This is a genomic window from Candidatus Microthrix subdominans (genome assembly GCA_016719385.1).
In the GTDB taxonomy this organism is placed as follows: Bacteria; Actinomycetota; Acidimicrobiia; order Acidimicrobiales; family Microtrichaceae; genus Microthrix; species Microthrix subdominans.
Map to the genome: position 1 here is coordinate 122,624 of JADJZA010000010.1, position 25,371 is coordinate 147,994.

At 67.5% G+C, this 25,371-nt stretch carries 20 protein-coding genes and 1 pseudogene; 11 read left to right on the forward strand and 10 right to left on the reverse strand.

All coding sequences use genetic code 11. From position 1 onward, the window contains the following. Positions 1-110: 110 nt before the first annotated feature. Complete coding sequence (locus IPN02_18000) at positions 111-632, reverse strand: hypothetical protein (GenBank protein ID MBK9298679.1); 522 nt, start codon at positions 630-632, stop codon at positions 111-113. A 267-nt stretch (positions 633-899) separates the two neighbouring features. Between IPN02_18000 and IPN02_18005 the strand changes: the two genes are divergently transcribed. Beyond that, entirely contained in the window at positions 900-1,907 is a 1,008-nt protein-coding gene (locus tag IPN02_18005) for a zinc-dependent alcohol dehydrogenase family protein (protein MBK9298680.1), read from the forward strand. A gap of 10 nt (positions 1,908-1,917) precedes the next feature. Here IPN02_18005 and IPN02_18010 read toward each other — a convergent pair whose 3' ends face one another. The 3 genes from IPN02_18010 to IPN02_18020 form a co-directional block, all read right to left on the reverse strand. Then, the gene (locus tag IPN02_18010) at positions 1,918-2,376 is read right to left on the reverse strand and encodes a CBS domain-containing protein (protein MBK9298681.1); all 459 of its coding nucleotides are present in this window, start codon (positions 2,374-2,376) and stop codon (positions 1,918-1,920) included. 197 nt (positions 2,377-2,573) lie between these two features. Next, positions 2,574-4,277, reverse strand: a complete 1,704-nt coding sequence (gene ettA, locus IPN02_18015; protein MBK9298682.1) for an energy-dependent translational throttle protein EttA — start codon at positions 4,275-4,277, stop codon at positions 2,574-2,576. Between the two features lie 139 nt (positions 4,278-4,416). Then, positions 4,417-6,060, reverse strand: coding sequence for a hypothetical protein (locus IPN02_18020; GenBank protein ID MBK9298683.1), 1,644 nt, complete (start codon positions 6,058-6,060; stop codon positions 4,417-4,419). Positions 6,061-6,160: 100 nt separating this feature from the next. Between IPN02_18020 and IPN02_18025 the strand changes: the two genes are divergently transcribed. Beyond that, entirely contained in the window at positions 6,161-6,805 is a 645-nt protein-coding gene (locus IPN02_18025; protein MBK9298684.1) for an HAD-IA family hydrolase, read from the forward strand. Here IPN02_18025 and IPN02_18030 read toward each other — a convergent pair. Further along, positions 6,806-10,684, reverse strand: a pseudogene (locus IPN02_18030) (multifunctional oxoglutarate decarboxylase/oxoglutarate dehydrogenase thiamine pyrophosphate-binding subunit/dihydrolipoyllysine-residue succinyltransferase subunit). Positions 10,685-10,836: 152 nt separating this feature from the next. Between IPN02_18030 and xth the strand changes: the two are divergent. Both xth and IPN02_18040 read left to right on the forward strand, forming a co-directional pair. Beyond that, positions 10,837-11,628, forward strand: coding sequence for an exodeoxyribonuclease III (gene xth / locus IPN02_18035; GenBank protein ID MBK9298685.1), 792 nt, complete (start codon positions 10,837-10,839; stop codon positions 11,626-11,628). A gap of 153 nt (positions 11,629-11,781) precedes the next feature. Then, positions 11,782-12,564: a PaaI family thioesterase gene (locus IPN02_18040; GenBank protein ID MBK9298686.1), complete on the forward strand. Its 783-nt coding sequence runs from the start codon at positions 11,782-11,784 to the stop codon at positions 12,562-12,564. Positions 12,565-12,629: 65 nt separating this feature from the next. Here IPN02_18040 and IPN02_18045 read toward each other — a convergent pair whose 3' ends face one another. Beyond that, a complete protein-coding gene (locus IPN02_18045) occupies positions 12,630-14,840 on the reverse strand; it encodes an ATP-dependent DNA helicase UvrD2 (protein ID MBK9298687.1) in 2,211 nt (736 codons plus the stop codon). 122 nt (positions 14,841-14,962) lie between these two features. Here IPN02_18045 and IPN02_18050 point away from each other — a divergent pair, with 122 nt between their 5' ends. Then, complete coding sequence (locus tag IPN02_18050; protein ID MBK9298688.1) at positions 14,963-15,610, forward strand: PH domain-containing protein; 648 nt, start codon at positions 14,963-14,965, stop codon at positions 15,608-15,610. Between the two features lie 89 nt (positions 15,611-15,699). On the opposite strand, the gene IPN02_18055 is transcribed toward IPN02_18050, so the two are convergent. Both IPN02_18055 and IPN02_18060 read right to left on the reverse strand, forming a co-directional pair. Next, entirely contained in the window at positions 15,700-16,014 is a 315-nt protein-coding gene (locus IPN02_18055; protein ID MBK9298689.1) for a hypothetical protein, read from the reverse strand. A 10-nt stretch (positions 16,015-16,024) separates the two neighbouring features. Further along, a complete protein-coding gene (locus IPN02_18060; GenBank protein ID MBK9298690.1) occupies positions 16,025-17,170 on the reverse strand; it encodes a galactokinase in 1,146 nt (381 codons plus the stop codon). Positions 17,171-17,191: 21 nt separating this feature from the next. On the opposite strand from IPN02_18060, the gene IPN02_18065 reads away from it, so the two are divergent. The 3 genes from IPN02_18065 to IPN02_18075 are packed head-to-tail and all read left to right on the forward strand — an operon-like array spanning position 17,192 to position 21,419. Further along, entirely contained in the window at positions 17,192-18,325 is a 1,134-nt protein-coding gene (locus IPN02_18065) for a Gfo/Idh/MocA family oxidoreductase (protein ID MBK9298691.1), read from the forward strand. Between the two features lie 29 nt (positions 18,326-18,354). Then, complete coding sequence (locus IPN02_18070) at positions 18,355-19,743, forward strand: aspartate aminotransferase family protein (protein MBK9298692.1); 1,389 nt, start codon at positions 18,355-18,357, stop codon at positions 19,741-19,743. Then, positions 19,740-21,419, forward strand: a complete 1,680-nt coding sequence (locus IPN02_18075; protein ID MBK9298693.1) for a hypothetical protein — start codon at positions 19,740-19,742, stop codon at positions 21,417-21,419. Before IPN02_18070 ends, IPN02_18075 begins: the two co-directional genes overlap by 4 nt. 9 nt (positions 21,420-21,428) lie before the next feature. Here IPN02_18075 and IPN02_18080 read toward each other — a convergent pair whose 3' ends face one another. Then, complete coding sequence (locus tag IPN02_18080) at positions 21,429-21,665, reverse strand: hypothetical protein (protein MBK9298694.1); 237 nt, start codon at positions 21,663-21,665, stop codon at positions 21,429-21,431. A gap of 7 nt (positions 21,666-21,672) precedes the next feature. On the opposite strand from IPN02_18080, the gene IPN02_18085 reads away from it, so the two are divergent. From IPN02_18085 to IPN02_18095, 3 genes are all read left to right on the forward strand, one after another. Then, entirely contained in the window at positions 21,673-22,032 is a 360-nt protein-coding gene (locus IPN02_18085) for a hypothetical protein (protein ID MBK9298695.1), read from the forward strand. 258 nt (positions 22,033-22,290) lie between these two features. Continuing rightward, the gene (locus IPN02_18090; protein ID MBK9298696.1) at positions 22,291-22,812 is read left to right on the forward strand and encodes a hypothetical protein; all 522 of its coding nucleotides are present in this window, start codon (positions 22,291-22,293) and stop codon (positions 22,810-22,812) included. Positions 22,813-22,991: 179 nt separating this feature from the next. Continuing rightward, positions 22,992-23,345 carry a hypothetical protein gene (locus IPN02_18095; protein ID MBK9298697.1) on the forward strand — a complete coding sequence of 118 codons (354 nt, stop codon included), beginning with the start codon at positions 22,992-22,994 and terminating at the stop codon, positions 23,343-23,345. A 24-nt stretch (positions 23,346-23,369) separates the two neighbouring features. On the opposite strand, the gene IPN02_18100 is transcribed toward IPN02_18095, so the two are convergent. After that, positions 23,370-25,277 (reverse strand): hypothetical protein, encoded by a 1,908-nt coding sequence (locus tag IPN02_18100; protein MBK9298698.1) that lies wholly within the window; start codon positions 25,275-25,277, stop codon positions 23,370-23,372. Between the last annotated feature and the right edge of the window lie 94 nt (positions 25,278-25,371).

Here is a 25,371-nt window from a genome sequence, read left to right on the forward strand (position 1 = left end):
CTGTTCATGACAAACAACACAACTGGTCGTCGATGTCGCACCCTGCTCGTCCACGCTCTCTGAGGCGCGGGAGGGTCATGGTGGGCACGCTCTTCGACGTCCCCAGTGCGTTACTCCTGCAGCGACTCGCCGGCGGCCCGGATGGAGCGTCCGGCATCGACGATCACATCGCGAATGCCGTCGATCGAGCTGAGGGTTGCAGAGCGCACGTCGCCCAGTTCGGTTCCGACGACGTCCGAGACCCGCTCGCCCGCCCGGATGACCTCGGCCCGCGCCCGGTCGAGGTACTGGCTGATAGCGCTCACGCGATCCTGCAGCTCCATACGGCCCAGTTGTGCCTGTACGCCGGCGTCGTCGATCCATCGTCGGGCCGCATCGGCAGCATCGGTGAGGGTCGACTCCAGGTCGGGTTTGGTATCGGCCCGCTCGGCGGCCAGCGTCGCTCGAGCGAAGGTCAACTCCAACTCCATGGTGGACAGCGCCTGCGCAGCATCCGCCAGGTAGGAGGCCTCGGCTTCGGAGGAACCATCGGTGTCGAGGAGGGTGGTACGAGCCTGCTCGGCCTGCTTGAGTAGCTGTGCAAGAGCCACCTCGACGTCGCTTGATCCTGAGGTTGTGGGTTCGTTGCTCATGGGTCCCTTTCGCTGTGGTGGGCTGACGAGAGGGTGGAGATGCCAAACATCCCGCCCCTCGTCCCCCACGGTAGAGGATGGGATCGTGGGTGTGACGGGCGTTCTCCAGAAGCGGCTGTGCCTGCCCATGGCGCAACGGCCGGGGGCGACCGACGCGAGCGGTGTCCCTCGACCCCCAAGGACCTTGGCCCTACCCTGAACACGTGATCCGGTGCAGCAGGACCGGCACCGCGGCCCCAATGAGGGCTGGGCGATGGGGGCAGGATTATGAAGGCATGGAGCGTCGAACGACCGGGACCGATCGAGCGAGGCCCCCTGGTGTTGGGGGAGCGACCCGATCCCAAACCGGAGGCCAACGAGATACTGGTGCAGGTGACCTACTGCGGCGTGTGTCGCACCGACCTGCACCTGGCCGAGGGTGACCTGGTGCCCCATCGCTCCTCGACTGTCCCTGGTCACGAGGTGGTGGGTGTGGTGGTGGCCCGGGGTGCGGCCACCAATCGCTTCGAGGTTGGCCAGCGAGTGGGCATCGCCTGGCTGCGCCACACCTGCGGAGTGTGCCGCTTCTGTCGGCGGGGTGATGAAAACCTGTGCCTGACACCGAGGTTCACCGGTTGGGATGCCGATGGCGGCTTCGCCGAGCTCACCACCGTGGACGAGGCGTTCGCCTACGCGTTGCCCGACGGCTTCGATGACGCTTCGGCCGGGCCACTGTTGTGCTCGGGCATTATCGGGTACCGGGCGCTGCAGCGTGCCGAGCTGCCCGACGGTGGGCGACTTGGCATCTATGGATTCGGGGCGTCGGCTCACCTGGTCGCCCAGATGGCCCTGGCCCGCGACGCCGAAGTGCACGTGTTTACCCGGGCGCCCGAGGCCCGTCGGCTGGCCCTGGAGCTGGGCGCCACCGCTGCGGGCGACAGCGATGCCGAGCCGGACGTGCCGCTGGACTCGGCCATTCTGTTTGCGCCGGTGGGGCACCTGGTGCCGGTGGCGATGCGCGCTCTCGACCGGGGCGGCACCCTGGCGATCGCCGGCATCCACCTCAGCGACATCCCGGCCATGAACTACGACGCCGAGCTGTTTCAGGAGCGCCAGATGCGCAGCGTCACCGCCAACACCCGGGCCGATGGCGAGGCGCTGCTGGCCCTGGCGGAGTCCGTCCCACTGCGTCCCACCGTCACCACCTACGGGTTCGAACGCGTGGACGAGGCGCTTCGCGACGTGGCCGCCGACCGGCTCACCGGCGCCGCCGTAGTGTCGGTGGGCGGAAGCTGAGTTCGTCGACTCAGGAAGTCGAGGGAGGTACTGCCGGGGCGGGGGCGTCCCGATGGCCGAAGATCGCCTCGGCCGTCACCGGTTGACAGATGTCGGCCAGGTGGGAACTCACGTTGATGAGTAGATCGTCGACGGTGATCACCCCGACGATGCCGGTGCCGTCGACCACCGCCAGGCGACGGACGGCGTGCTGGCGGAACATGGCGGAGGCATCGTGCAGGTCGGAATCGGCAGCGACCGAATGCACCGGGGTGCTCATCAGCGAATCGATCCGACCGTCGAGCGGCACTTTTCGGGCGATCCCGCGGCAGACGATGTCGCGATCGGTCACGATGCCCACCAATGCCCCGTCGTCGACCACGGCCATCGCGCCGACGCCGGTCGACTCCATGGTCTCCGCCGCCTGAACGATGGTTGCGTCGGGTGCGACCGTGACGACCTCTCGCCGAACTGCCTCAGAAACTCTCATGTGCTTCCCCCTGGTGGTACCGCTGGTGAGTCGATTGTTACCGACCGTCGCGACGATACCAAGGGGTCACTGCGATCACCTCGACCGGGTGTGGGGATCGCAATCCGCGGACCGACCCGATGTCACCCGTTTGGCCGATGTTCCTCCACCCCCGTGGGCCAATGATGGGTTTACACAGGCGGCCGAGGCACGCTCCGTCAGCGGGTGAGGGGCTTGTACTTGATCCGGTGTGGCTGGGAGGCCTCGGCGCCCAGTTCCTTGCGCCGCATGGTCTCGTAGTCGGTGAAGTTGCCCTCGAACCAGCGCACCTGGCTGTTGCCCTCGAAGGCCAGCACGTGGGTGGCGATACGGTCGAGAAACCAACGGTCGTGGGAGATGACCACGGCGCAGCCGGGGAAGTTCTCCAGGCCACCCTCGAGGGCCCGCAGGGTGTCGACGTCCAGGTCGTTGGTCGGCTCGTCGAGCAGCAACACGTTGCCGCCGGTGCGCAACAGCTTGGCCAGGTGCACCCGGTTGCGCTCGCCACCGGAGAGCTGGCCCACCAACTTCTGCTGGTCGGCACCGCGGAAGTTGAAGCTGGCGCAGTAGGCGCGCCCGTTCATCTCCCTGGTGCCCAGCTTGATCGTTTCGTCGCCGTCGGTGATCTCCTCGTAGACGGTGCGTTCGCCGTCGAGGTGGTCGCGGTGCTGATCGACGTGGGCCAACTGCACCGTCGAACCGACGCGGATCTCGCCCGAGTCGGGCTGGGTCTCGGGGTTGTTGCTCGCCTGATCGGCAGCGTCGACCAGCATGCGGAACAGCGTCGTCTTACCGGCGCCGTTGGGTCCGATCACGCCGACGATGCCCGCCTTGGGCAGGGAGAACGAGAGGTCGTCGATCAACAGCTTGTCGCCGAAGCCCTTGGACAGGTGGTCCACCTCGATCACCTGGTCGCCAAGCCGATCGCCCGGCGGAATGTAGATCTCCAGCCCGTCGCTGCCGCCCTTGGCCGACTGCTGCTCGGCGAGCAACTGGTCGTAGGCGGCCAAGCGGGCCTTGCTTTTGGCCTGCCGGGCCTTGGGGGCCATGCGGACCCACTCCAGCTCACGCTCCAGGGTGCGCTGGCGGGTGGAGGCGTGCTTCTCCTCCTTGGCCATGCGGGCCTGCTTCTGTTCGAGCCAACCCGAGTAGTTGCCCTCGAAGGGCATGCCCTTGCCGTGATCCAGCTCGAGTATCCAGCTGGCGACGTTGTCGAGGAAGTAGCGGTCGTGGGTGATGGCGACGACCGTGCCCTCGTAGTCGGAGAGGAACCGCTCGATCCAGGCGACCGACTCGGCGTCGAGGTGGTTGGTCGGCTCGTCGAGCAGCAACAGGTCGGGCCGCTGCAACAACAGCCGGCACAGCGCCACGCGCCGCTTCTCACCCCCGGAGAGGGAGGCGACGTCGGCATCGCCGGGCGGGAGCCGCAGCGCATCCATGGCGATGTCGACCGTGCGCTTCAGGTCCCAGGCGCCGGCGGCCTCGATCTTGGCCTCCAGCTCGGCCTGTTGGGTGCCCAGCGCCTCGTAATCGGCATCGGGATCGGCCCAGCCGGCCATCAGCTCGTCGTAATCGGTCAGCAGCTTGGCGGTGCCGGCAACGCCGTCCATCACGTTGCCGGTGACGTCCTTGGCCTCGTCCAGCTTCGGCTCCTGCTCGAGCATGCCGACGGTGAACCCTGGGCTGAGGCGTGCTTCGCCGGTGTAGCCATCGTCGAGCCCGGCCATGATGCGCAGCAGCGTCGACTTCCCGGAACCGTTGGGCCCGATCACGCCGATCTTGGCGCCCGGATAGAACGACAGCGAGATGTCCTTGAGTACCTCGCGGTCCGGGGGCACCACCCGCCCGACCTTGTACATGGTGAAGATGAACTGAGCCGACATGCATGCTCCAGCGAAGCGGTAGTGGGGGAGAAGGCGGGGAACGGAGGATTGGGGATCGAGCGAACCGTCGATGGTACAGCCATCGCCAAGACTCCGTACTCGGGTACTGCGTGGTGTTCGTGCGCCGTGCAGGACGCAGCTACTCGAGGTTGTTCCTGGTGGCAGCGGTCCGCTTGGCGTGTTCCGACTTGACCGGACCCTCACCGCCGGTTGCAGGTTGCTTCGCCGGTGCCTTCCGAGCGGGAGCGGCCTTGGCGGGTGCCTTGGTCGGCGGCCGCTTCGCTGGGGCCTTTTTGGCGGTTGCCTGGGCCGGAGCCCGCTTGGCCGGTGCCTTGGCCGGCGGCCGCTTCGCTGGGGCCTTTTTGGCGGTTGCCTGGGCCGGAGCCCGTTTGGCCGGTGCCTTGGCCGGAGCCCGTTTGGTCGGTGCTTTGGCGGCGGCCTTTTTGGTCGGTGCTTTGGCGGCGGCCTTTTTGGCTGGTGCTTTGGCGGCGGCCTTTTTGGCTGGTGCTTTGGCGGCGGCCTTTTTGGCTGGTGCTTTGGCGGCGGCCTTTTTGGCTGGTGCTTTGGCGGCGGCCTTTTTGGCCGGTGCTTTGGCTACCGTCTTCTTGGCTGGTGCCTTGGCGGCGGCCTTCTTTGCCGGTGCCTTCGTGGCGGCCTTCTTTGCTGGTGCCTTCCTGGCGGATGCTTTGGCTGCGGGCTTCTGCTCGGGTGCCTCGGCGGGCGCCTGCTCGGCCTCCGTGTGCTCGGCCGGGGCAGAAGGGTCCTGATCGGAGCCGGAACTTGGCGCCAGGGTCTGCCCGTCGGGCAAGCGCAGGTCGACGCTTCGCAGCGGCGGGTCGTAGCCCTCGACCACCAGGGTGAGCTCCTCACCCATCGACATGAAGTCGCGGGCTCGGTTGGGGGGCGGATCGCCCAGCGCCTTCAATGGCAGGTAGGTCTTGGTGCTGCCGACCAGCAAATACGCGCCGTGCGAGGAGAACTCGACGACTGTGCCGGTGACGGTGTCGCCGGGCTGGTGCTCCCCGACGAAGCTGAGGAAGTCACCCGGCGAGTTGACCGGATCGGGCGTGGAGGATCGACGCTTGGTTGATGCGCTCGAAGATCCCGACCGACTGCTCTTGGCGTCGTCGGTGGACGACCTGCCCGAGGAGCGATCGGCCTGTTTCGGACCTCGGCTTCGAGACCCGGTTGCGGGCGACTTGGATGCGGCGGGCTTGGAGTCGCCCACCTTGGGTTTGGATCCGCCCGCACCCGCATTCTTGGATGGAGCGCCCCGTTTGGAAGGCGATGCGGCCTTCTTGGGCGATCTTGAGGTGGACTTGGAATCGGTTTTGGCCTCTTTGACGGCTTTCCTACTGACAGAACCTCGCACCGGGGTGCGGGCGACAAATACCCACCCCACTCCGGTGACGGGCTTGCCGCCCCACAGCCGATCTTCCTCGAAAAGCCAAGTGTGCTCACCGTGGAACTCCTGGAAGGAGTCGTTGGAGAACACTGCAGCGTTGGCCTTCTCGGCCACTTGGAGAATGAATGCGTCCCCACGGCCGACGACGCCGGCGGGGGGAGCAACGATGGACCCATCAAGCACGCGTGCTTCATAGTCATCCTTCTCCGTGCTGGAGATCCGATGCCCAAATGTCGCATCCACGATGACCGTGATGTCGGTCTCGGGATGTTTGGCACCGAACTGCTCAATTGCTTCATCGAGTTGTTTCAGACTGGGTTTGGTTCGCCCTTCGGTTGCGATGTTGGAACCGTCAACGACCACATGTGAAAGGGTCATGACCCCACCAGTCAAGCAGCTTTGCGTCCTTGCCGTGGGGATCGGGCCGATTGCCTAGCATCGAGCGATGGCCTCACCTTCCGCCTCGGTCCGCCCTCAGTTGTCGCCGATCGAGGCGGTGGTCTTCGACCTGGGCGGGGTGGTGCTCACCAGCCCGTTCGAAGCGTTTGCGCACTACGAGGCGCAACAGGGGTTGCCCGACGGATTTATTCGCCGGCTGAACATGGACAACCATGACGGCAACTCGTGGGCCAAGCTGGAGCGTGGCCAGTTGGATGACGAGGGCTTCGTCCGGGAATTCGAGGCCGAAGCGCTGGCGGCCGGGGGCGAAGTGGACGGTCACGCCATCTTGGAGATGCTCGTCGGCGAGGTGCGGCCCGAGATGGCCGCCGAGGTGTACCGGCTGGTCGACGCCGGGTACGGCACGGCGTTCCTCACCAACAACGCCGTGCCCTTCGATGAGCTTGCCGGCATGCTGCCCACGGGGCTCGACGAATTACTCGCTGCGGTCGACGCAGTGGTCGAGTCGGCAGTCCTGAAGATGCGTAAGCCCGAGGACGCGTTCTACCGGGTAGCCCTCGAGGCGCTGGCCGTGCACCCGTCGCAGGTGGTGTTTCTCGACGACCTCGGGGTGAACCTCAAACCGGCCCGGGAGATGGGCATGACCACGATCAAGGTCGGCGATCCGCACGCAGCACTTGCCGAGCTGCACTCGGCATTGGATGCCAGGCCCCGCAGGCCGTGATCAGTTGAAGTCCCAGCGGTCCTTTTCGGGGAGATCGCCGAACGATTTCCGCAGGATCTCCTGCTGCTCCTGGCGGTGGATGAGCGCCGACCCGGTCGCCGGGCTGCCCGACGCCACCCGGCTGACCCGCCGGATCTCGACGTCCCGGTTCTCGAACGCCTCGTAGAGCCGGCCCTTGATCCCGTTCCAGGGGCCCATGTTTTCGGGCTCTTCCTGCAACCACACGATCTCGTGGCAGTTGGGGTAGCGCTCCATCTCCTCATGAATCGCCATGTAGGGCCACGGGAACAGCTGCTCAACCCGGGCGACCGCCATCGGCACGCCCAGCTCGTCGCGCTTTTCGATCGCATCGTGGGCGACCTTGCCCGAAGCCAGCACCAACCGGGTGACCGACTCGGGGTCGAGGCCGGACTCGTCGGGGATCAGCTCGCGGAAGTGACCCGACACGAAATCGTCCACCGGTGACCTGTAGCTCTTGGCCCGCAGGCCACTCTTCGGCGTAAAGATGATCAGCGGCTTGTTGCCGTCCCGGTGGATCTGACGGCGCAACAAGTGGAAGTACTGCGCTGCCGTCGTGGCGTTGCACAGCTGGATGTTGTCCTCGGCGGCCAGGATGAGGAACCGTTCGATGCGGGCCGAGCTGTGCTCGGGGCCCTGGCCTTCGTATCCGTGGGGTAGCAGCAGCACCAGGTCGGAGGTCTGCTTCCACTTGTCCTCGGCGGCCACCAGGTACTGGTCGATGATGATCGAGGCGCCGTTGACGAAGTCGCCGAACTGCGCCTCCCACATGACGAGCGCATCCTTGTTCTCCACCGAGTAGCCATACTCGAAGCCCAACGCTGCGTACTCGGACAGCAACGAGTCGTAGATCCACAGCTCGGAGCTGTCGGTGGTGAGCGCGCTGAGGGGCAGGTAATCGTCGCCGGTATGGAAGTCGACGAGCGCCGCATGGCGTTGGGAGAACGTGCCGCGACGGCTATCCTGGCCGGCGAGACGCACCGGGGTGCCCTCGGCGAGCAGCGAACCGAACGCAAGGGCCTCACCCAGCGACCAGTCAACCTCGCCCGACTCGAACAGCTTCCGCCGTGTCTCGAACTGCTTGGCCAGCTTTGGATGTACCGTGAAGCCGTCGGGCACGGTATTGAGCGCCTCGAAGATGCGGTCGAGCTCGTCGGAGGCCACCCCGGTGGACACCGGGCCGATGACGCCTGGCGGCTTTGGCGGCGCCGGAACCCGACGGGGGTCGGACGGCTTGGCCTCCCGCGTGGACTCCAGCGCGTTGGTCAGCTCCGCGTGGTAGGCGTTGGCTGCCTTCTCGGCCTGCTCCAGGCTGATGTGGCCACGCCCAACCAGCGAATCGCTGTACAACTCGCGCACGGGCGCCATGCTGTCGATCCGCTGGTACATCAGCGGCTGGGTGTAGCTGGGGTCGTCGCCTTCGTTGTGACCGTGGCGGCGGTAGCACACCATATCGATCACAACGTCCTTGCCGAACGCCCGCCGGTACTCATAGGCGAGCCGGGCCACCCGCACGCAGGCCTCGGGGTCGTTTCCGTTCACGTGGAAGATCGGCGCCTGCACCATCTTGGCCACGTCGGTCGGGTACTCGGAGCTGCGCGCCGACTCGGGCGGGGTGGTGAAGCCCAGCTGGTTGTTGATCACCAGGTGGATGGTGCCGCCCGCCTTGTAACCCTTGATGCTGGACAGGTTGAGCGTCTCGGCCACCACGCCCTGACCGGCGAAAGCGGCATCGCCGTGCACCAGGATGGGCAGCACGGGATAGCGGTTCTCGACGTTCTTGGGGATCTGGTCCATCTTCGCCCGGGCGATTCCGAGCACCACCGGGTCCACCGCCTCCAGATGCGACGGGTTGGCCGCGAGCTCCAGGTCGATCACGTTGCCGGCAACCGACTTGAACTGACCTCGTTGACCCAGGTGGTACTTCACGTCGCCGGAGCCCTGCACGGCGTCCTCATCGATCAGCTGCTCAAACTCGCCGAACAGGTCCTGGTAGCGCTTGCCGACGATGTTGACCAGCACGTTGAGGCGCCCGCGGTGGGCCATGCCCAACACGGCCGAGTCCATGTGGTTGGCGGAGGCCAGCGTGAGCAGCTCATCCAGGATGGGGATGGTCGACTCGGCGCCCTCAAGTCCGAAACGCTTCTGTCCGAGGAACTTGGTGCCGAGGAACTGCTCGAGCGCGTCGGCCTTGTTGAGCAGGTCGAGGATGTGGATCTGCTCGTCGCCGGACAGACTGAAGGGCTCGCGGCTCTCCATCTGCTCCTGGATCCAGCGCTTCTCCTCCACCTCCTGCATGTGCATGAACTCGACGCCGATCGTGCGGCAGTAGGCGTCCCGGAGCACCCGCAGGATCTCCTTCAGCGGCATGGACTCCTCGCCGCCGACGCTGTTGTAGATGCTGCCCGGACCGGTCTGGAACTTCCGGTCGAGGTCCCAGATCGTCAGGCCGTAGGTAACCGGATCGAGCTCCTCGTGGATCTCCGGGGTCTTGGCCGACAGGGGGTCGAGCTCGGCGATCAGGTGGCCGCGGCTGCGGTACATGTTGACGAGCATGGCGATGCTCATCTGTTTTTGGATCAGGCCACCGATGTGGTCGGCCGGGTTGGTGTCCTGGCGCCATTCCACCGACACGTACGGCACGCCGATGTCGGCAAAGATGCGCTGATAAAAGTCCTCGTCGCCGAGCAGCAGCGACTCGATCGTCTTGAGGAACGAGCCCGACTCGGCCCCCTGGATCACCCGGTGGTCATAGGTGGAGGTCAGCGTCAGCACCTTGGAGATGCCCAGCTTGGCAATCGTTTCCTCGTCGGCACCCTGGTAGGCGGCGGAATACCCCAGCTTGCCGACGCCGACGATGACCGCCTGGCCCGACATCAAGCGAGGTACGGACAACACCGTGCCGATCGTGCCGGGGTTGGTCAGGCTGACCAAAGCGCCCTGAAGGTCCTCCAGCTGCAACGTGTTGTCCATCGTCCGCTTGACCAGGTCGTTGTAGGCATCGACGAACTCCCTGAAGTTCATCGACTCGGCGCCCTTGATCACCGGCACCATCAGCGTTCGTTCGCCACGGCGCTCGACGTCGATGGCCAGGCCGATCCCGATGCTGGAATGCCGGGTGAGCTGGGGCTTTCCGTCCTCGTCGCGATCGAAGCTGACCGCCATGTCGGGGTGGTGATCGGCGATCGCTCGCACGATGGCGTAGCCGATGATGTGGGTGAAGCTCACCTTGCGACCCCGGGTGCGGCCGAGGTGACCGTTGATCACACCTCGATTGACCTCGAGCAGCTTGGCGGGCAGGTCGCGCACCGATGTGGCCGTCGGCACGGTGAGCGACATCTCCATGTTGTCGGCGATCGCTGCACCGATGCCACGGATCGGCTTGGTCTCCGACGTCGGCTGATCGCTCGGCTCGACGCCGGACTCCGACGTTGCCGGTGCGTCGGCCTTGGCCTTGGCCGGCGCGCCGGTCGTCGACTTGGCGGGGGCGGAGGCCTTGGCGTTTGCCGTTGCGGCGGACGTCGGCTCGGCGGGGGCGGAGGCCTTGGCGTTTGCCGTTGCGGCGGACGTCGGCTCGGCGGAGGCGGAGACCTTGGCCGTCGCCGGTGCGGCTGAGGTCTGCTCAGCCTTCTGACCGGACGGCTTGTTCGCGGAGGTTGTGCCACTGGACGGCGTGTCGCTGGAGGACGTGGTGGAAGTGGCAGCGCGTGCGCCGTTGCCGTCCCCGGCGGTGGCCGCACCGTTGGAGAAGTAGTTGCGCCACTGCTCGGAGACCGAGCTGGGGTCGGCCTCGTAAGCCTCGCGGTACTCGTCCACCAACCAGCTGTTCGGGCCCAGGAGATCTTCAGGTGAGGTACTCATCACCGGCGAGCCTACAAAGGTCGGACACACGAACGGGGGCCGGTCGATTCGGCCGCTCAGGTCGCCGCTACGGTGGGTCGCCCTAGCGCTGCGCGAGCGCCTACCGAATCCACCCACCGATTCCCACTCCCATCCGCTCGTAAGGAGCCTCTGTGCTGGTCGCCACCTGGAACGTCAACTCGCTCAATGCCCGCCTGCCGCGGGTCGAGGAATGGGTGGCGGAGGTGCAGCCCGACGTGCTGATGATGCAGGAGACCAAGCTGGCCGACGACAAGTTTCCCCACCTCACCTTCTCGGCGATGGGCTACGAATCGGCCCACTTCGGCGAGGGCCGCTGGAACGGTGTGGCGATCATGTCCAAGGTGGGCCTCGATGAGGTTCACAGCGGGTTCTATTCGGACGAGCCCGAGGGCTGGGACCACCCCGCCGAGGCCCGCCTGATCTGGGCCACGTGTGGCCCGCTTCGATGCGCGTGCGTCTACGTGCCCAACGGTCGCGAGGTCTCCAACGACCACTACCGCTTCAAGCTGGACTGGCTGGCCCGCCTGCGCAACGACCTGGCCCAGCGCGTGACCGAGGGGGACCGCTTCGTGATCGGTGGCGACTGGAACATCGCGCCCAGCAGCGCCGACGTGTGGGACGTTGACGTGTTCGACGAGAACTCAACCCACGTCAGCGTGCCCGAGCGCGAAGCCATGGCAGCGATCACCGACGTCGGGCTGCGGGATACCTTTCGCGAGCGCTACGGCGACGCCGACGACCTCTTCAGCTGGTGGGACTATCGGGGCGGCAACTTCCACAAGCGCAAGGGCATGCGTATCGACTATTTGCTGGCCACGCCGCCGCTGGCCGACGCCGCCGTCTCTGACCTGATCGACCGCAACGCCCGCAAGGGCACCAAGCCGTCCGACCACGCACCGGTGCTCGCCTACTACGACGTGTAGCGATTGGACCGCCGAGCTGCTTGCGGACGGCGCTAGGTTCTCGCCAGAACAGCGAACTCTGCCGCTATCGCGCGCCAGGGAACGCGGAAGCGGCAGAGTTCGGCCGAAGGGTCGAGGCTGGTGAGCGGGTGGACCACAGAAGCGAGGGGAACGATGGGCGAGGTTGACGAGGCCAGGAGCGAAACCGACCAGGTACGGAGCGAGCGATTTCCGGCCTCCGACGTGGTGAGCCGAATCCAGCGCCTCGAGCAGCTGGAGATCACACCGCAGCGCACGGCGTTTCGCCGAGTGGCGGCCGAGGTGAGGAGCATCATCGAGGGCCTGACGTCAACGAGCACCGATGCCGAGGCCCTTGACGCAATGGCCGACGACCTGGCGAAGATCGCCGAGGTGCTGGCCGCACATCCGAAGGGCCGCGTCTACGAGGGGTTCGCCGAGCTGGCCAACGCCGGGCGCCTGACGGCCGACAACCCGGAGGTTCAGGCACTCGCAGCGGAGATGTACGCCACCTTCGATCACAGCCCCTTCATCGGTCTGGCCAATCCGCTGTCGCCGCCGATGAGCCTGCACCTGCACGACGATGAGGTCACCGGGTCGGTCACCTTTGGTTCGGCCTACGAGGGCCCTCCGGGCAACGTGCACGGCGGGTACGTGGCGGCGGTGTTTGACGAGCTGCTCGGCTCGACCCAGGGTCTGTCGGGCGCGCAGGGGATGACCGCCTACCTGCACATCGACTACCGCTCGCCGACACCCCTGCACACCGAGCTGACCATGCGAGCGTGGATTCACGATCGGGTGGACCGCAAGATCTGGGTGCGGGGCACCATTCACGACGACGAGCGGCTGACGGCGGAGTGCGAAGGGCTGTTTATCTCGATGCAGCCCGGGAAGTTCAAGCAGTTGCTCAACGACCGCGCCGACGCCGAACAGAACTGAACCGAACCGAACCGAACCGAACCGAACGTGGGGTAGCTCCGAGGCATCGGAGGACTTCGCACCCGTCAGGGGGCGTCGGCGATCAACTTGAGTAGCGCGTCACCGAACAGGTCGGCCTTGGTGGGGCCGATACCGCGGATATCGAGCAGTTGGGTCCGGGTGAGGGGGCGCTCGCTGGCCAGGCGGGTCAGCACGTCGTCGGTGAGGATGACAAACGCCGGCTTCTTGGCGGCCCGGGACTGATCGAGGCGCCAGGTGCGGAGTGTGGCAAACAGCTCGACGTCGGTCCCGGTGAGCCCGGCCTTGGTCGACGGCGCCGGCCGACCCTGTCCGCTGGTGGGTGCCCGACGGGGCCGCCGATGCTCGACGCCGTTGAGGAAGTCGAGCGCCTCCTCGACCGGTTCGAGGAAGGCCGAGGGCTTGCGACGCATCTCCCGGGTGCCGGTGGTGCGCTTCTCGGCCCGGTGGATCACCAGCTCCTCCTCGGCCCGGGTGATCGCCACATAGAACAGGCGGGTTTCCTCGGCCAGCTCGGCCTGGGTCTCGGCGAAGTGGATCGGGATCAGCCCCTTCTCCACCCCGGCCAAGTGAACCACGGGCCACTCGAGGCCTTTGGCGGCGTGGAAGGTGGACAGCTCGACCGCATCGGAGTCGGCGCCGCCGGCGTCGGCCAGGCTGGAGCGGAGCCAGGCACCAAACCCGTTGGGAGTGCCGGCAGGATCGAGGTCGAGATACTCACGGCCCAGCCGCACCAGCTCGTCCAGGTTGGCGAGACGCTCGGCGGTGAGGTGTTCGGGAGCGATGCGACCCGACCTCGGCCGGGGGGTTTCGGGGACCCGTTCATCGGGGGTCCAGTCGCCCAGCGCCCGTTCGCCGGCAGGTCGGTCGCGAGGTGAGAGATCCTCGGCGCCGTCGAACTCGTCGAACTCGTCGGACTCGTCGGACTCGTCGAAGCCGGCATCGTCGTCGGCGTCTTCGGATTCGGGATCCAGAGCCCGATCGGCTCGCTCGATCTGGGGGCGCAACTCGCGCAGCTCCCGGGCCAGATCGCCGATCCAGGTGCCTACCTCTCGCGCCCGACGCAAGCTGCGCAGCGCGTCGCTCACCTCGGGTTGGTCGAGCAGCCCGCCGCCACCCCGGGTGCGATGGGGGATGTCGGCGGAGCTCAAAGCCTGGGTGAGCGGGGTGAGCTGGGCATTGGTGCGGACGAGCACGGCCAGGTCGGCCCAGCGGCGGCCGGGACGATGGGCAGCGCGTAGCTCCCGGGCGATCTGGCGGGCCTCCTGGATCTCGTCCGGGTGCACCGAGACGGTGGGGATGGCGCCGTCGGGGCGGGTGGGCACCAACGCCGCCCCCCGCTGGTCGCTACCGTCGCTCAGCACGGCGTTGGCGACGGTGATGATCTGAGGCGACGAGCGGTAGTTGCGGGTGAGCGTGACCGTGGCGGCATCGTCGAAGTAGCGATCCATCTCGACCAGGTAGCCCGCATCGGCGCCGTTCCAGGCGTAGATGGCCTGGTGGGGGTCGCCGACGACCGTGAGGTGCGCGCCCTCGCCCATCCAGGCGGACAGCAACTGGAACTGGCGGGGGTTGACGTCCTGAAACTCGTCGACAAAGAGGAACCGGTTCATCCACTGGCGGCCGGAGGCGTACACCGGGTCGGCGCGCAGATCGCGGGCGGCCAGGCGCAGCAGGTCATCAAAGTCGACCACCCGCTGGCGACGCTTGTGATTGACGTAGGCCGCCATCAGCTCCGCCACCCGTTGCGGGTCATAGGGCGGGTCCCGTCGGGCCGCCGTGGCCGCCGACGGATACTCCTCCGGATCGACGCAGCGGGCGTTGGCCCACTCGATCTCGCCCATCAGATCGAGCAGCGCCGTGCGGGAGCGCTCACCGCTGACGCTGCGGATCATACCCAGCTTGGAAGTGACCAGCTCGGGCGGAGTGATGCCCCGTTCGGCCCAGCGCTGGCGCAGCTGTGCCCAGGCGATCGAGTGGAAGGTGCCTGCCTGCACCCCGTCTCGCAGGCCGAGCTGACCCAGCCGGCTGCGCAGCTCGGAGGCCGCCTTCCGGGTGAAGGTCACCGCCAGCACCGCACGGGGATCGATCGTCCCGGTTGCCGATTGATAGGCGATGCGACGGGTGAGCACCCGGGTCTTGCCCGACCCGGCTCCCGCCAGGATCCGCAGGTGGTGGGCCTCGTGGGTTGCCGCCTCGCGCTGCTCGGGGTTCAGCCCGGCAACCAGGGCCGCCGGCTCGTTGGACGCGTCGCTCACCCGGGCGATCGTACCGGCCGGGCGTGACACCCAAGCCGTGGCGGGTTCCGCCCGCACTCGACCAGCGTCCATCGTTCGTCCGGTGTCTGCAGATATCGTGATGGGGAACTCTCGGAGCGAACGTGGCCTATCCATCCAAGCTGTTGCAGCCCCATGAAGAGATCGTGCTCGACCTTTATCCGCACTGGAAGTACCTGTTTGGGCCCACGGTCGTCCTGGTCGGCGGCATCGTCATCGGCTTCGCTGCACTTTCGTGGGACCGTCCGATCCAGGTCGTTCTCGGGTTACTGGTGCTGGTCGCTTTGGGGTGGTTCCTGCGCCGCTTCGTCTTGTGGCGCACCACCAATTTTGTGTTGACCACCGACCGATGCATCTACCGGTCGGGCGTGCTCGTCGCCTCGGGCGTCGAGATCCCGCTGGAGCGGATCAACACGGTGTTCTTCCAACAGACCCTGTTTGAACGGCTACTCGGCGCCGGCGACCTGGCGATCGAGTCCGGCGGGGAGACGGGCAAGGAGTTCTTCCAGGACATCCGTGACCCGCCGGCGGTGCAACATGAGATCTACGCCCAGATGGAAGAGAACGAGAACCGCAAGTACGACCGCATTGGCAGGGAGGCGGCCGAGGGGGCGCGGGCCCACGGTGGGACCACCGTCCACACCGGTCCGCTGAGTGTGGCCGAACAGCTGGAGAAGCTGGCCGAACTCCACGAGCGAGGTCGGCTGACCGACGAGGAGTTCGACGATCAGAAGGCCCGCTTGTTGGCGTGAGTGGGGCAACCGCCCGGACCGGGGTGGCGAACAGCGAAGCGTCCACGTTGGGCAGTTCTCATGGGGACCCTGGGACGGCAACCTGAGGGTTAGGCGCCGTCGGGCCCAGCGGCCAGGTCTGGTGACCAGACCAGGTCCCAGCGGTCGCCGCAGCCGCTGCAGCGGTAGATCAACGCGATGCCGTCGCTGATCTCGTCGGGCTCACCGTCGAACGAGTCGCCTGAGGGGACGGCGGCCAGGTCGTCGGAGTCCCATGGATCGAGGTTGGCCGAGGCCGAGGTCGACGGCGCCGAGTCGCCGTCGGGGTCGGAGGCCGCCGGGTCGGTGGGATCGAACAACAGGTGGGCCTCGAACCCACAGTCCACGCAGGTGATCACTTTGGGCGGGCGAACAGGGTCGTGCACCACCCCGACGCTACCCGGTGATCCGCCGGGCGCCGTCGGAGGCCCGCACCAGCCAGGCGGCCGACCCGACCCCGGAGAGGTTGCTGCCCGGGCGGGCGAGTGCCACGACGCATCCACCGAAGCCGGCGCCGGTCAGCCGGGCCCCGAAGACCTCCGGTCGGGCGGACAGCGCGACGACCAATTCGTCGAGCTGGGACACCGAGACCTCGAAATCGTCGCGCAGTGAGGCGTGGCTGGCCTCCATCAGCTCGCCGGCGGTCGTCGGATCGTCCGTGGCGAGCGCGGCGGCGAAGCGTTGCACCCGGTCGCACTCGCTACGCACGTGGCGGGCGCGTCGCCTCAGCACCGGATCGGGGATCGACTCGATGTCGTCAAGGTTCGCCTGGGCCAGCGGGCCCACCACCTCGGCGGCGGCCTCGGTGGCCGCCCGGCGTTCGGCGTAGGCCGAGTCGGCCAGCCGGCGCTTCACCCCGGAGTGCAGCACCCACACCTCGACCGTGTCGGGGATGACCACCGGCTGGTACCGCTCGGTGGCGCAGTCGATGAGCAGTGCGTGTCCTGTCGTGCCGGCAGCGATCGCCAGCTGGTCCATGATTCCGCACGGCACACCGGAGGCTGCGTGCTCGGCCCGCTGGCCGAGCCGGGCCAACTCGAGCGGGGACCCGTCGAAGCCCAGGGCCAGGGCGACCGCCAGCTCGAGGGAGGCAGACGACGACAGCCCTGCCCCGACCGGCAACGTGGTGCTGATCTCGCCGTCGCCGCCGATGGTGGCGCCCACCTCGATCGCCGCCGCAGCGACGAAGCGACCCCACGACGGCTCGAGGTCGCTCAGGGACCGAGCGACAGATCCGGCGACGGGGAGGTCGAGCGAGAGGGGTCGGCGACGGCCGGACCGCAGCCGCAGGTGGGTTCCACCGCGGTCGAACCTCACGGTGGTGCCCAGGTCGATGGCCATCGGCAGCACCAGCCCTCCGGCGTAATCGGTGTGGTCGCCGATCAGGTTGACCCGCCCGGGTGCCCAGGCGACGACCGTGTCGGGTGAGCCCGCTGCGTGGACAGCGGTCGCCGTGTTGTCCCCGGTCGCCGTGTTGTCCCCGTTCGCCGTGTTGTCCCCGTTCGCCGTGTTGTCGTGGCCCCCTGCGTCGGCACCGCCCATGGCCGAGCAACTTAGTCACCCATGCCCTCGCGCTGCTCGACCGCAGTAGCTTCGGATCGTTCACCAGCGGGGAGGTCGGACATCAAGGGCGAAGGACCAGCGATCGGCTTCTACGGGGCGGGACTGATCGCCATGCTGCACGGGTTTCAGCTGGAACAGAGCCCGCTGCCCTATCGGATGGGTCCGATCTACGACACCGACCCAAAGCGAGCTGAGCGTTTCGCCGAGGATTTCGGAGGTACGGCGGTGAACGACCCCGGCGAGGTCGTCGTCGCCGACGCCGTGTTCGTGTGCACCTGGACCAGCGAGCACCGCCAGTTGGTCGCCCGCTGCGTCGAGGCCGGCCGCGCGGTCTTTTGCGAGAAGCCGCTTGGGGTGGATGTGAATGACGCCCGGGCGGTCTCTGCGCTGGTCGAGGGTTACGACCGTCCGACGATGGTCGGGCTGGTGCTGCGTTCGTCACCGGCGATGCTGGCCGTGCGCGAGCTGCTCGCCGGGGCCCTGTCGCCGGGCGAGGCCGGATCGCCGGAGGGCGTGGGGGCCGTGATCTCGGTGGTGTTTCGAGACGATCAGTTTCTGCCAAACCAGGGCATGTACGGGTCCAGCTGGAGGACCGACCGGGCCAGGGCCGGCTCGGGCGTGCTGTTGGAGCATTCGATCCACGATCTGGACCTGATCGAGTGGCTGTTCGGTCCGGTGCGATCCGTCTCGGCGCTCGACACCCACATCGCCGGGGTGGATGGCATCGAGGACTCGGTGGCGGCCACCTTCCGCCTCGCCGCCGGTGGGACGGTGTCACTGACGTCGGTCTGGCACCAGGTGCTCAGCCGGCCGTCCCAGCGCCACCTGGAGATCTTCTGTGAACGGGCGATGATCGAGGTGCTCGACGACTTCGACGGCCCGGTGAACTTCACCGGCCCCGAGGCCGATGCAGCGACGATCTCGCTGGCGGGTGCCGAGCTGACGGCGTGGTTGGACGAGCGGGGGGTCGACACCCGCAGCGCCGAGACCAAGTTTCTCGCTGCCCTCGGCGGGGAATCGCCACGGCTCGACCCCGGGTTTGAACACGCACTGCGCGCCCACGTCATCGCCGACTCCGCCTACGCGTCGATCGCTGCCGGTGGCGGGGCGGTCGAAGTGCCCTGCATGGGCTGAACCGCGAGCGCTCAGCTACGGTCCCACCCATGAGCGCCTACCCATACGCCGATCGATTCCCCGTCAACCGCACGCTGCCCGAGCAGGGTCGCGATCCGGGCGAGATCATCGATGAGTTGCGCACCTTGGCCACCGAGGAGGACTCCTTCTGGGAGGACGGCAAGGTGTCGGGCACGATGTACTGCGGCGACCACGACCACTACGAGTTTCTCAACGAGGCGTTCGGCCTGTTCGCCCACGTGAATGCGCTGCAGCGCGATATCTGCCCGTCGGCCACCCGCTTCGAGGGCGAGATCATCGCGATGACCCTCGACCTGTTTCACGCCGAGGCGGTCACCGACGGCACGCCCGTTGGCATCGTCACCTCGGGTGGCACCGCGTCGATCGCCCACGCGATCCTGGCGTACCGGGAGGCCGGTCGGGCGCGTGGCATCACCAACCCCAACATCGTGAAGGCCGAGACGGCGCACCCGGCCTTTGGCAAGGCGGCTCAGCTGTTCGGTCTCGAGGACCGCACCGTGCCGATCGACCCGGTGAGCACCAAGGCCGACATGGATGCGCTGCGCGCCCAGATCGACGAGAACACCGTGGCGATCATCGGTTCGGCCTGCAACTACGGCTACGGCACGATCGACCCGATCGGCGAGATGTCCGAGTTGGCGGTCGAGCGCGGCATCGGCCTGCACGTCGACGGCTGCCTGGGTGGGTTCATCCTGCCGTTCGGTCAGGATCTGGGCTACCCGTTCGAGGTGTTCGACTACCGCCTGCCGGGCGTGACGTCGATGAGCTCGGACACCCACAAGTACGGCTACGGGCTGAAGGGCTCTTCGGTGGTGACCTTCCGCGACACGGCGCTGCGGCGGGGCCAGTACTTCTACGAGACCGAGTGGACCGGTGGAAAGTACTGCTCGCCGTCGATGGACGGGTCGCGCAGCGGTGGCCTGCTGGCCGCCACCTGGGCGTCGATGGTGAAGCTGGGGCGCGAGGGCTACCTGAAGTACGCCAAGGAGATCTTCGGGACGGCCGACAAGATGATCGCAGCGGTGCGCTCGCACCCCGAGCTGAGGATCATGGGCGACCCCACGTTCCTGTTCAGCTTCACCTCCGACGAGTTCGACATCTACCACGTCAACGACTGCATGAAGCTGCGGGGCTGGCGCTTCAACGGCCAGCAGTACCCCAACGCCATCCACATGGCGGTCACACGGCCCCAGACCCAGGAGGGCGTGGCCGAGGCGTTCGCCGCCGACCTGGCCGAGGCGGTGGAGTACGCCAAGGAGCACAAGGACGGCGAACCCGACAGCGCCGCGATCTACGGCGGCATCCCCGGTGGCATGACCAGCGACGTTGACGAGTTCATCCGCGACATCATGGCCAACATGATGGACGAGCAGCAGGGCGTCCCCCCGGTCTCGTGACCCGGCCGTCCCTGGCCATCGGGGTTGATGTCGGTTCCACCAACGTCAAGGTGGTGGCCGTCTCAGCAGACGGATCGCTGCTGGCCCACCAGCAGCGATCGCTGGCGAGCGACGAGCGGCCACCGGTCTGCGAGCAGGACCCCGAGCAGATCTGGGAAGCGGTGCTCGAGGGCGTCGCAGCGTGCGTCGCCGAGGTCGCTCCGGCGCCTGCGGGCCCTGCGCCGACGGTGGCGATCGGGGTGGCCAGTCAGTACTCATCGACGGTGCCGGTGCGCGCCGACGGCGCCCCGACCGGGCCGGTGGTGATGTGGGGGGACCGGCGGGGCACCGACGCCTGCCGCCGGCTGCTCGCCACACCGGGGAACTTCGAGCTGTGGGTGGAGCGCCACGGCATTCCCCCGATCGGTGGCGGGCTGAGCTTGGGCCACGTGTTGCACCTCATCGCCGAGGATCCCCACGGCGACTCCCGTTTCGTTGAGGTGATGGACTACGTCACCGCACGCCTGACCGGCCGGGTGACCGCCACCCGCCACACCATGTTCACCACCCAGCTGTGTGACAACCGCAGCGCCGCCGCATGGGCGGCCGGCGACGCTTCGCAGCCCGATACTGCGAACGCCACCACCGCTGCGCTGCGCTACGACCCCGAACTGCTCGCCGCCTCCGGCATCGATCCGGCACGGCTGCCCGAGCTGGTCGCACCCGACCGGCCGGTGGGCGAGGTGACCCCGGAGGTTGCCGCCCGGCTCGGTGTGGCCGCCCGCTCGACCGTGGCCACCGGGATCAACGACACCGCAGCCGCAGCGCTCGCGACCGGAGCCGCCGCCCAACGTGATGGCACCCAGCTTGACGCCGATCACGGCGATGCCGCCCGCCTCGGTGTCGACAGCGATGACGCTGTCGACCTCGATGATGGCGCACCGCAAACCGGTGTGATCGCCGGGTTGGCTATCGGCACCACCGCAGTGTTGGTGACCTCGGCACCTGGCAAGGCCGAGGACCTCGATCACGAGATCCTCTCCATGCCCGCGCCCGACGGCGGCTACCTGGTGATGGCCGAGAACGGGCTGGGTGGCCGGGTGCCCGAGGCGTTCCTGGCCCTGCTCGATGGTGCCGGTGCCGGTGCGGCGGGCCAGTTTGCAGAGGCCGAGGTTGCGCTGGCCTCGACCGAGCCCGGCGCCGGGGGAGTGCTGTGCCTGCCGTGGTTGGCCGGCTCGATGGCACCGGCCGGCAGCGACACCGCCCGGGGCGGATTGGTCGGCGTATCGCTGGCCACCACGCGGTCGCAGTTGATCCGGGCGACATTCGAGGGCGTTGGTCACAACCTGGCCTGGTTGCTCCGCCACGTCGAGGCGTTTATCGGCGAGACCATCGTCGAGCTGCGCCTCACCGGCGGGGGTGCCGAAGTGGCGGGTTGGCCTCAAGTGATCGCCGATGTGGTCAACCGTCCGGTGCGCGTCGTCGCCGACCCGTCGGTGGCGGTCGCCCGAGCGGCGGCGCTGCGGGCGTTGGCTCAGGTTTCGGACCGAAGCGCGGCTCCGGCGGAGTCCGCTTCACCAGAGCCGGTCCTGTCGTCCAACCCGGAGACTCGTGCGGTGTACGACGGTCATCAGCGGGCCTTCGAAGCCACCTTCGAGGCCCTGGGGCCGGTCTGGAACCTGTTGAGCTCCTCGTAGCTCGTCGGCTCAGCCCTTGGTGGTGGTCGTCGAACTTCCCGCACCATCCGAGTTGAGAATGGCGACGATGTAGGTGGTTCCGCTGATCTCGCCGACGGTGACCGAGCCGGGGTATGAGCCTCCGAGATCCACCGATCCCAGGAAGTTCGAGCTGCCGCCGGCGCTCTTCTTGGAGGACGGGTCCAGCGAGGAATCACCGGCGTAGAAGTCGAGCGCGTCGCTGCCGGACTCCTTCGTCGAAAACACGCCGACCATGGTCCCCGAGGAGGAGCCGCCCAGGGAGCCCGAACCGGCGGGGTCGGTCTTTTTCGGCAGTGGAAAGTCCGATGGCCATCCAGGCGGCAGGTCGCCGCTGAGCGACACCGAAACCTCGCCGGCCGGAGTCGAGATCGAGAAACCATCACTGGACTTGGAGGTGGACACGGACGACCGGTCGGTCGAGGCCGAAGTCGAGGTCGAGTCGCTCGAGCACGCCCCGAGCCCGGTGGCGGCCAGGGTGGCGATGAGGATGGCGGTGGCGACGTTGCGCATGAAGCTCCTTGACAGAGGGGGGCAGATACTCGGCTCGAACCTACAAATGCGCCTCGGAGGCGGCATCGCCCAGATGGGGTGATCCAGAACCCTTCAGGTCACGATCGAACCATTCCGACCGACGCATCTGGAGCCCGATCACGACGTGGCATCACGGCAGGTTGGCATTGGCATCAACGTCCCAATCAGCCAGTACGGGTGACGACCCGCACCGGGCTCGTACGTATCGTGCTTCGTGGCGGTCCATCGAGACCTTCGGTGCCCGTCATGCCATCTGAGGAGGGAAACCTGGTGTCCAGGCTTCCGTCCTCGGCATCCAACCACCGAGAGGATTCTCATCATGTCCGACAAGCCCGTCACCGTCGCCGTAGCGACCTACGCCAGCAAAGCGCTGGCCGAGCAGGATTTCGACACCATTCACGGGGTGAAGCACGCAGGCCAGATCGATCACCTCGCGGTCGCGGTCGTCCAGAAGGAGGCCGACGGGACGCTGAGCATCGACCGGCACAACACGAGTGCCAAGCATGCTGCCTGGGGTACCGGTGTACTCGGCGGTGCGCTGACGGTCATCTCCGCACCGTTGGGGATCGTGTTTCTCGGCCCGGTCGTTGCGACGGGGGCGGTCTGGGCAGGCGTCGGTGGCCTGGCGGGCCACTTCTGGAAGAACATCCCCAAGGACGAGGTCCGTAAGATGGGGGATCTGCTCGAGCGTGGCGCCGCCGGACTTGTCATCGTCGCGGTCAACCCTCAGGGCATCGACGTCGAGGGTCTGCTGACGAACGCAGAGAGCGTGGTCGCGTCGACTGGTGTCGGTGATGCCGAGGGTGCACTGGACCAGGCGTTTGAGGCCGCTGAGGCATAACCACCCAGAGGGCGACGTCCGCCATGTCCCCTTTGGGACCGGCGGGTAGCGTCGCCCTCATGCGCGCACTACGCCAGAATTGGATCCGTACGGGGTCTCGGAAACAGGCGCCGAGGGGCCTGGCGGTGCTGCTGATGTGCGGTCTCGGGCTTCTCGGCGCATGTTCGTCCGATTCGACCGTGGCATGGGCCGATATCGAGACCAGCCCCGGGGCCGAGGCGTACGATGGTCCGGTCGAGCGAGTCCTCGACGACCGGTTGTCCAGTCGGCTTGCTGAGCAAGACCTGGAATTTGTCGACTCGCGTGTGGAGTACCTGCCGCCCGGGGTCAACTGGAAGCAGCACCTGGCGTGGCGCAGCGGGCACGCAGCCGGCCTGACCGAGCGTTCCGACCGATTGGACCTTCCCGAGCCGGACGCACCGGTGCTGGAGACCGCCTACTCCAACGGCACCTCGACACTGTTTGTCATCGGCAGGGCCGACGATGCGGGCGAGCGTTTGGTGGTGCTGACCGCGCTGGCACTTGCTGGCTGAGCCGCCCCGAGCCGCAGCACCGGTTCAGGCGACGACGATGATCTGATCGGCTGGGGCGAGATCGACCATGGTCGACACCGTCGGGCTGAGGGTTGCGGTTGCATTCTCCGTCGATGCCCGCCGCCAGCCGATCGCCAGCATCCCGGCCGCCTGGGCTGCTGTCACCACGTCACCGAAGCTGACCGTGCCCACCAGAGCGAGGTCCTCGGCCGTGACGAGCCGCAGCGACGGGCCGGCCGAGGCGTAGAGCGCAAGAAAAACCAGACGGCGCTCCGGCTGTTCGGCCAACTGGGCCATGAAGCGGCCTGCGATGGCGTCGCTCACGATGTACTCGTCGGCGCCCGCCTGACGGGCCAGATCGACGTTGTCGGCGTCGCGCAGCTCCACGATGACCCTGGGTGTGGGCCCGCGGAGGTCCGCCAGCCGCTTGCGCAGCAGCATGAGCGCCAGCAGCGTCCGGCTGTCCGCCTCCCCGGCGCTCAGCCCGCGGACATAGCCGAGGAGCACAAAGGAGGTCGCCTTCGCAGCCTCGACGTCGCTGAGCTCCCACGAGAGACGAGGGCTGGGCGTCAGGGCGATGCTCAGCTCGGTCGAGGTCGGCACCTCGATCTCGTCTGCGTCGAAGAGGTCGGGGTCGTACACGATCTCGGCCGACGAGCCGGGGGAGCTGACCTCGGCGACCGAGGCGACCAGCGTCGCCCCCAGAGCGTTCCACCCGACGACCACCAGGTGCTCCTCGGGCCGCTGGTCGGCGGGTCCAACCTGGCCCGATCGTTGCGGCTGCACCTCGGCGGCGAACGGCTCTGTTGCCGCCGTCGGTGGGGCCTCGTGATCGCGAATCGTCACCAGGCGGTCGCCGCGAACCGGAACTGACGCACCGTCGGGGTTCAGCCGGACGGTGCCGTCGTCGCCGATCAAACCGATCGGACGCATCCCGTGGAAGCGACGCACGATCTCCCCGAACGGCAGCCCCACGACATCGGACGCATCGATGAGGTCGATGCCACCCCCGCTGGCGTCCATCAGCTCGTCGACCACATCAGCCATACCGGGGTCCCGGAGCATGAAGGAGGTGAGACGGGCGATGGCCACCGTCGTCACGATGGGATGAACCGAATCGCCGCAGGCGCGGGCGAGACGTTCGGCCATCGCCACCTCCCTCAGCTCGGCGATGATCGGCTTACGGCCGAATCCCCCGGCGGCCGAGCCGACGGCAAGCACCGCCTTGACCACGTCGGTGTCGTTTTCGGCGTCGTCCTCGGCCACCACGATCACGGCGCGTGCCTCCCGCACCCGAACCATCGACAGGTCCGAGACACGGTCGGTCAGCCCCGACCGAATGACGAGGTGGCTGCCGTGAAGGCGGGCCCGGTTTGTTCCCACCGCCTCGCGCAGCTCCCGGGGCTCGCAGTCGGCCAGCACCACGATGACGTTGCGGGCACGGTCCCGGCCGGCGATGGCCAGCTGCTCGATCAGCTTGGGCAGCCGCGACGACGTGCCCAGGATGACGATGTGACCCGATTCGACGACGGTGCTCTTGCCGCGTTGCATCTGCTGAACCCGCTGTTCCACGCCGCTGGCGATGAGGCCGATCAGCGTGCCGGCGAGGAGGATGCCCGCCAGCGTGACGATCAGCGCCAAGGCCCTCGGGCCCCAACCCGTATCGGCGGCCATCGTGCCGGTGTCGAGCGTTCGCAGCAGGCTCTGCCAGAGGTCCTCGACCCAACTGGTGCTCTCGCTGTCGGCGAAGGTGAGTCCAAAAACGGTCAGCAGCAGCGAACTGATGAGGACCACGACGGCGGTTGCGGCCCCAAGCCACAACAGCACCGCCCAGACCCCGCGGGACAACAGGTTGTCCATCCGGTACCGGAGGCGTGCGCCAAGGCGAGCGAACCTTGCGCCCTCGAGGCCGGAGCCGTCGTCTCGCGTCATTGGCCCCACTTCATGTCGTGGAGAAACCTAGCCGGAGATCGCTCGCTATGGATCGAGTGATCTGGCAGACCAGGACGGAACGACGGGGGTTCTT

Coding starts and splice junctions, on each gene's coding strand:
- IPN02_18000 (MBK9298679.1), bottom strand. CDS start 632: ATGAGCAACGAACCCACAACCTCAGGATCAAGCGACGTCGAGGTGGCT.
- IPN02_18005 (MBK9298680.1), top strand. CDS start 900: ATGAAGGCATGGAGCGTCGAACGACCGGGACCGATCGAGCGAGGCCCC.
- IPN02_18010 (MBK9298681.1), bottom strand. CDS start 2,376: ATGAGAGTTTCTGAGGCAGTTCGGCGAGAGGTCGTCACGGTCGCACCC.
- ettA (MBK9298682.1), bottom strand. CDS start 4,277: ATGTCGGCTCAGTTCATCTTCACCATGTACAAGGTCGGGCGGGTGGTG.
- IPN02_18020 (MBK9298683.1), bottom strand. CDS start 6,060: ATGACCCTTTCACATGTGGTCGTTGACGGTTCCAACATCGCAACCGAA.
- IPN02_18040 (MBK9298686.1), top strand. CDS start 11,782: ATGGGCGAGGTTGACGAGGCCAGGAGCGAAACCGACCAGGTACGGAGC.
- IPN02_18060 (MBK9298690.1), bottom strand. CDS start 17,170: ATGGGCGGTGCCGACGCAGGGGGCCACGACAACACGGCGAACGGGGAC.
- IPN02_18065 (MBK9298691.1), top strand. CDS start 17,192: ATGCCCTCGCGCTGCTCGACCGCAGTAGCTTCGGATCGTTCACCAGCG.
- IPN02_18070 (MBK9298692.1), top strand. CDS start 18,355: ATGAGCGCCTACCCATACGCCGATCGATTCCCCGTCAACCGCACGCTG.
- IPN02_18085 (MBK9298695.1), top strand. CDS start 21,673: ATGGTCCCCGAGGAGGAGCCGCCCAGGGAGCCCGAACCGGCGGGGTCG.
- IPN02_18090 (MBK9298696.1), top strand. CDS start 22,291: ATGTCCGACAAGCCCGTCACCGTCGCCGTAGCGACCTACGCCAGCAAA.
- IPN02_18100 (MBK9298698.1), bottom strand. CDS start 25,277: ATGACGCGAGACGACGGCTCCGGCCTCGAGGGCGCAAGGTTCGCTCGC.